General features: G+C 43.5%; 5 protein-coding genes. 4 read left to right on the top strand and 1 reads right to left on the bottom strand.

Translation table 11 applies throughout. The annotated features are described in order from the left end of the window. Positions 1–225 precede the first annotated feature (225 nt). From AC5JMK_RS11740 to AC5JMK_RS11730, 3 genes are all read left to right on the top strand, one after another. Positions 226–2,673: a formylglycine-generating enzyme family protein gene (locus AC5JMK_RS11740; RefSeq protein ID WP_495910151.1), complete on the top strand. Its 2,448-nt coding sequence runs from the start codon at positions 226–228 to the stop codon at positions 2,671–2,673. A gap of 201 nt (positions 2,674–2,874) precedes the next feature. Beyond that, positions 2,875–3,507, top strand: a complete 633-nt coding sequence (locus AC5JMK_RS11735; protein WP_495910150.1) for an AAA family ATPase — start codon at positions 2,875–2,877, stop codon at positions 3,505–3,507. Then, the gene (locus AC5JMK_RS11730; RefSeq protein ID WP_495910149.1) at positions 3,497–4,417 is read left to right on the top strand and encodes a ParB/RepB/Spo0J family partition protein; all 921 of its coding nucleotides are present in this window, start codon (positions 3,497–3,499) and stop codon (positions 4,415–4,417) included. The genes AC5JMK_RS11735 and AC5JMK_RS11730 overlap by 11 nt, the downstream gene beginning before the upstream one ends. Positions 4,418–4,548: 131 nt before the next feature. Here AC5JMK_RS11730 and AC5JMK_RS11725 read toward each other — a convergent pair whose 3' ends face one another. After that, on the bottom strand, positions 4,549–5,382 hold the full coding sequence (locus tag AC5JMK_RS11725) for an aldo/keto reductase (protein ID WP_495910148.1): 834 nt from the start codon (positions 5,380–5,382) through the stop codon (positions 4,549–4,551). A 130-nt stretch (positions 5,383–5,512) separates the two neighbouring features. On the opposite strand from AC5JMK_RS11725, the gene AC5JMK_RS11720 reads away from it, so the two are divergent. After that, positions 5,513–5,956 carry a hypothetical protein gene (locus tag AC5JMK_RS11720; protein WP_495910147.1) on the top strand — a complete coding sequence of 148 codons (444 nt, stop codon included), beginning with the start codon at positions 5,513–5,515 and terminating at the stop codon, positions 5,954–5,956. Positions 5,957–5,962 lie beyond the last annotated feature (6 nt).

The raw sequence follows: 5,962 nt of genomic DNA, 5'->3' as shown, positions 1-5,962 counted from the left end.
CTCATGCACGGTTTTGAAGACGAGTCGCTTAGGTGACTAAGCGCCTTAGTTTAACCAATTGGCTTACAGTCTAGCATGGGAACTTGGACTTGACCATACTTTAACAAAAAAAGTAGATGTAGAACCATTACTGGGTTTGAGGATAACTTAGTTCCTAGCCTTGTATTGTTAAAAATTGCTCGGAATTTAAGGAATCGAATTCGTGTTCCATCTCACGAAATTGATGTGAATAAAACTATTGATGCAACTCTTAGCCGGGGAGGATGGCTAACTCCAGTTTATCGAACTTACCAAGTTCTCCCAGAATATCTCTTTTTGATTAACCGCACCAGCTACCGAGATCATCAAGCGAAATTTATTGAAGAGATAATAGAGGGTCTGAAACAGGAAGGAGTATTTATTACCATCTATTTTTTCGATGATGATCCACGAATGTGTTTTTCTAAAAATGACCAAAGTTGTCCATTAAGACTAAGAGAAATTACATCAAAATATAGTGAACATTTTCTGGTGATGATTTCTGATACAGAGAAATTTTTTAGCTCTATTAGTGGGGAATTAGAACCTTGGGTAAATCAGTTGACAAACTGGGAGAACCGGACAGTTTTAACGCCTACACCTGTGGAAAATTGGGGGTATCAGGAATTAGAACTTGCACAAGAGTTTATTATTTTACCCGCAACACTCAAAGGCTTAGAAGTGTTGAGTCAAAGATTGCGCCAAGGATGGGCGACTTATTTTGTTGGGGAAGAAATGCAAATACCCCTACCAGATTCCTTGCGTACACGTCCTTATCTTTGGATAGAACGTAATCCACCACCAACTGAGCAGATTAATGCCATGTTGGACTCGTTAGAAAAATATCTTGGTAAGAATAGTTTTTATTGGCTTAGTGCTTGTGCTGTATTTCCAGAGTTGCACTGGAACATCACTATCTATTTAGGTAATGTGCTGAAAATAGAGTCGGGTGCATCTTTGATAGAGGTGTGTTCATTAACTGATTTAGCTCGTTTACCGTGGTTGCGTTATGGTTATATGCCGGACTGGTTGCGTGTTTACCTAATTGCAACACTTACTCCAGAGCAACAGCAGATCATCCGGACTGTGCTGCAAGGTTTGCTAATTACGGCTGTTCAAGGTTCTGTCAGCAAATTGCAATTAGAAGTAGCAAGACAATATCATCGGTTTCTGCCAAAATTAGCTAATCCAATACTTTATTTATTATCTAAGCAAGGGGCTGTTAATAGTCAATTACGGGATTACATTTTTCTAGGCTTTATGAGAGGACAATCTGTACTGGCGATGAGAGTATCAGATGAATTTAGCCGCTCATTACAAAAGCAGAAAAGATATGATTGGTGGAGAAAAGTATTAATCAAACTGGGAATAGAGGTTAAACCACTAATTCAAGAACCGAGTTTTGCTAAGTCGGGAAACTCTAGTCCCTCGTTAATCAACCGCAGGCAATTTTTGAAGTGGCTCGGTTGGGGAGGAGGCGGTTTGCTGATATCAGTGGCAGCTGATCAGATTACCAAAAATACCAATAATAATACTAATACTGATATTCCTACCTTACCCAATTCCGACCCTACTCCTTTAAAAAGTTTTGAGTTTGAAATAGTCAGAGTCAACGCACAGGGAAGTATCACCAACAGAGCCAACCGTACAACACAATCTTTCATGGAAAATGTGGGGAATGGTGTGATGCTGGAAATGGTAGCGATTCCTAGTGGTGATTTTATGATGGGTTCACCATCCGGGGAGAAAGATCGAAATTCAAGTGAAAGTCCACAGCATCAGGTAAATGTTCCTGGATTTTTCATGGGGAAATATGAAGTTACTCAAGCGCAGTATCAAGCAATTATGGGGACAAATCCTGCGCGTTTCAAAGGTGAGAACCGACCAGTAGAACAAGTGAGTTGGAATGATGCGGTTGAGTTTTGTAAAAGATTGAGTGAGAAGACAGGACGTGAATATCGCCTCCCTAGTGAAGCCGAATGGGAATATGCAGCTCGTGCGGGAACGACGACACCATTTTATTTTGGGGAGACTCTGACAACTGATTTAGCCAACTACAATGGCGATTACACTTACGCTTCAGAACCAAAAGGCGAATATCGTCAGCAAACAACTCCTGTAGGCAGTTTTCCACCCAATGCCTTTGGATTATACGATATGCATGGGAACGTGTGGGAATGGTGTCTGGATGATTGGCACAATAACTATGAAGGAGCGCCAACAGATGGTAGTGCGTGGCTTGATAACAATGATAATCTTTCTCAAAGACAAGGAAATGCCGTGCTGCGGGGCGGTTCCTGGGGCAGCTATCCTAAGTACTGCCGTTCTGCGTATCGCTACTTCAACCCTGGGCGCGTCAACATCTTCAACTTTATTGGTTTTCGTGTTGTCTGCGCGGTTGGGAGGTCTCTTCACCGCGAGAGTTGGCAGGTGGGAATCTGTCAAGAGTGCAACCGAAGAGTCCAGCCTGCACCTGTGATGTCGGTGACGATATCCGAAAATAAAACTGGGTTGGGTAGCTTGGTAGGTGTAAACCGAACAGTTGCCCAACTCTACAAACAAATTGCCAGCGTTCTGGCATTGATAGAGATATTTCTCTTGTGCGATCGCTCTACCGAATCACCATCAGATGGTGAGCCATCTAAAAATACTTAGCTGTTTATTTAATATACATCTCCAATAAAAACGATAAAAGCTTTGTGTGGTCAGGAGCGATACCTCATTCCTGGAGATGTTTAATCAATAAAGCTCAAAAATTTTAATCCACCGTGTACATGACGAAGCGAGACAATTGGTGGATAATAACCATGCTAGCGACCTCGCGGCAATAACAACAAGCCATATATCTCACCCTAAATGATTATTGCCTTTACCAATCAAAAAGGAGGCGTGGGGAAATCAACCGCAGCAGTTCATTTGGCTTACTGGCTCAGTCAACGCCAAAATACACTGATGGTTGATGCCGATGCTCAACAAAGTAGTTCTGTATGGGCTAAGTCCCTCGGTCTAGCTTATCAAGTCATCCAAGACCCAGAAGATTTGTTTGAAGCAATTCCTCAGTTGCAAACCCAATATTCAGCTTTGGTAATTGATGGCCCTGGCTCACTTTCTGAAACAACTAAAGCGATACTAGCTCGCTGTGACTTAGCTTTAGTTCCCTGCCAGCCTTCTGGTTTGGATTTACACAGCAGTCATAAAATTTTGCGTTTTATCAAACACGCAACCGAATTACGCTCAGGTTATCCCAAAGCAGCACTGTTCTTAAGCAGAGCCACCAAAGGAACAGTACTGGAGCGAGAAGCTAGAGAAGCACTGAGTGCAACGGGAACACAGGTAATGAAAGCTGCTATTTACCAAAGACAGTGTATTGCTGATGCTCCTGGTCAGGGATTTACTGTGTTTCAAATGTCAGGCAAAGCGGCGATTGAAGCTACAGCAGATTACCAAGCCCTGTTTACAGAAGCTTTGGAGGTGCTTAATGTCCACTAAAAGGCGCAACCTCAAGGATTTTGTATTTGATGAGGAGGAGCCACCAAATCAATCGCAGCAGCCAAAAGGCACTGTGTTATTATCTAATATTTCTCTCTCCTCCAAGCAGCCACGGCGCTACTTTGACCCTGCCAAGATGGATCAATTAATTCAATCGGTCAAAGAACATGGGATTTTAGAAAATTTGCTTATCCGACCGCTACCAAATCAAGAAGGACAGTATGAATTGGTAGCTGGGGAAAGACGCTATCGAGCAGCCCAAGCTGTTGGATTGGTGGAAGTCCCTGTTACCATTCGGGAATTAACAGATTCAGAAGCCCTTGCCATTGCCCTAATAGAAAACCTGCAACGGGAAGACCTCAACCCCCTAGAAGAAACTGAAGGCATCCTGGAACTGTTGGCGTTACGTTTAGAAACAAACCAAGGCGAAGCCGTAAAACTGCTGCAAAAAATGGACAATGAAGCCAAAGGGAAAATTACCCCTAACGTTATGGGTAATCCTCAAGGCTTGATTATTGAAGAGTTATTCGCAACGCTAGGGCGGATGAAGTGGGAGTCATTTGTCAAAAATCGCCTACCACTGCTTAATCTGCCACCAGATGTTTTAGAAGTCCTGCGTTCTGGGACACTGGAGTATACTAAGGCAAAAGCGATCGCACGAGTTAGTGATTCAGAAACTAGAAAGCAGCTTCTAGAGGATGCGATCTCCTACAATTTTTCATTGAACGAGATTAAGCGCAAAATCAAAGAAATTTCGCAACAGTCTGAATCAGAATCACCATCATTAAAAGACCAAGCTGATGACACATTTCGTCGCTTAAAGAAATCCAATGTTTGGGATGACCCCAAGAAAAAAGCCAAGGTAGAGAAGCTGTTGGCACAGTTGGAAGCATTGATGAAAGCAGATTAATGCAAGGAAATTGTAGTAGAAATTTATTGGCATCAGCCTATGTGGAGTTTTTTGCGCTTTAGTGAAGGCGATGGGATGCTTCGCCGCACTCAGTACAACAGAGCGATGTTTAGCAACAACCATTCCATCTCTCAAATCCATTGAGTATCAAAAGCATCTTGTCCAGTTCCATAAATCAAGTCCCCGTATGAGTGCCAATAGGCTGTTTCTTGAGAGGAAAGTGGGGGCGCATGGAGAACAGATAGATTTTCCTCTAATTCTTGTCTGGTTTTAGGGGCGGTGAGTGCCAGATGTACTGCCCGGTTGTGCAGCACATAGCGGTAACAATCTACTGCGGTGGGTGGTTCGCCTTGCCAATTGGGATGACCTTTGAGCAAAGAACCCCAACGGGTACAAGTAAATGCTACTACAGGAATATCAGCTTGAAGGGCGACGGGTAAAACATCATCTTCGGCTTTGCGGTGTGCCATATTATAGCGATGCATCAACACATCACATTGACCCTGTTCTATCAGTTCTAAAGCAATGGGGCGGTTGTGGGTGGTGGCTCCCACGTAGCGAATAAGTCCAGAATCCTTCCAGGAGAGCAACTCATCAAGTATCGCCTGAACCTGGTTTGTGTCATCACTAAGGGAAACATACTCAACAAAAAACACATCCACCCCATCAACATTGAGGCGCTGACGCAAAGAATCAAGGTAACGGCGTAAATAGCTTACATCTCGGCTTTCACTTCCCGTTGCAACCAAGACCTGTTCGCGCTTTGTCGCTAGGAGTGGTTTTAGTCCATCCAGGAAGTTTTCATACTCCAGATTGTAAAAAAAGAAATAATTTATTCCCGACTCAAACGCCACCTCAACACAACTAGCATCCAGCTGCTGCTGTCCTGCCAAACCGAGAATGCTTGCTTTTTGCCCTGCTCGTGTTACTAACTCCACAGTTAATTGCTCCCACCTCTTATCCAACTGTATTACACCTGTAGAGAATGTGTGAAGGCGGTTGTAGATGCGATCGCATGTTAATAAGTGAACAATCCACCCTGACCTAAATCACATCTTATTCACCACCAGAAGCAGTAAATTTATCTGCGGGGTTTTGTCGAAATACTATAGTGATATGTGGCGAAAAATCTTGTCATTTTTTGGTTGGTTGGGGGCGGCGTTTTTCTTGTTGATAGGATTTGTGGGGCTGACTCAAACAAGCGCGATCGCTTTTTCAATTATCATTTGGGGGCTGATCTTCCTACCACCACTTTATAGAATCACTAGTCGCTACGGCTGGAAATGGAATATTGGCGGTCGAGCGATCGCATTTTTCCTTAGTGTAATTATTGCTGGATTATCAACACCACCCCAACAATCAATCCAGCCCACACCAACTGCAACAGCCTCCAGGGGTGCAGCTCCTACCATTAGTCCCATACAACCAGAAATTCCCAGCCCAACACCAACCGAGTACGAAACTCCACAACCTGCACCAAGTCTTGATATCGTAGTTTTTCACTCTCCCCCCACAAACGAGAGTTTGCAGCGTAGGTAAAAGCAA

It is taken from the genome of Pelatocladus sp. (genome assembly GCF_059505505.1).
The sequence above is the reverse complement of the archived record's forward strand: the minus strand, read 5'-3'. Positions and strand labels throughout refer to the sequence as shown.

Bases quoted from the DNA above. Each gene is read 5' to 3' on its own strand.
- AC5JMK_RS11730 (WP_495910149.1), top strand. From the start codon at position 3,497: ATGTCCACTAAAAGGCGCAACCTCAAGGATTTTGTATTTGATGAGGAG.
- AC5JMK_RS11735 (WP_495910150.1), top strand. From the start codon at position 2,875: ATGATTATTGCCTTTACCAATCAAAAAGGAGGCGTGGGGAAATCAACC.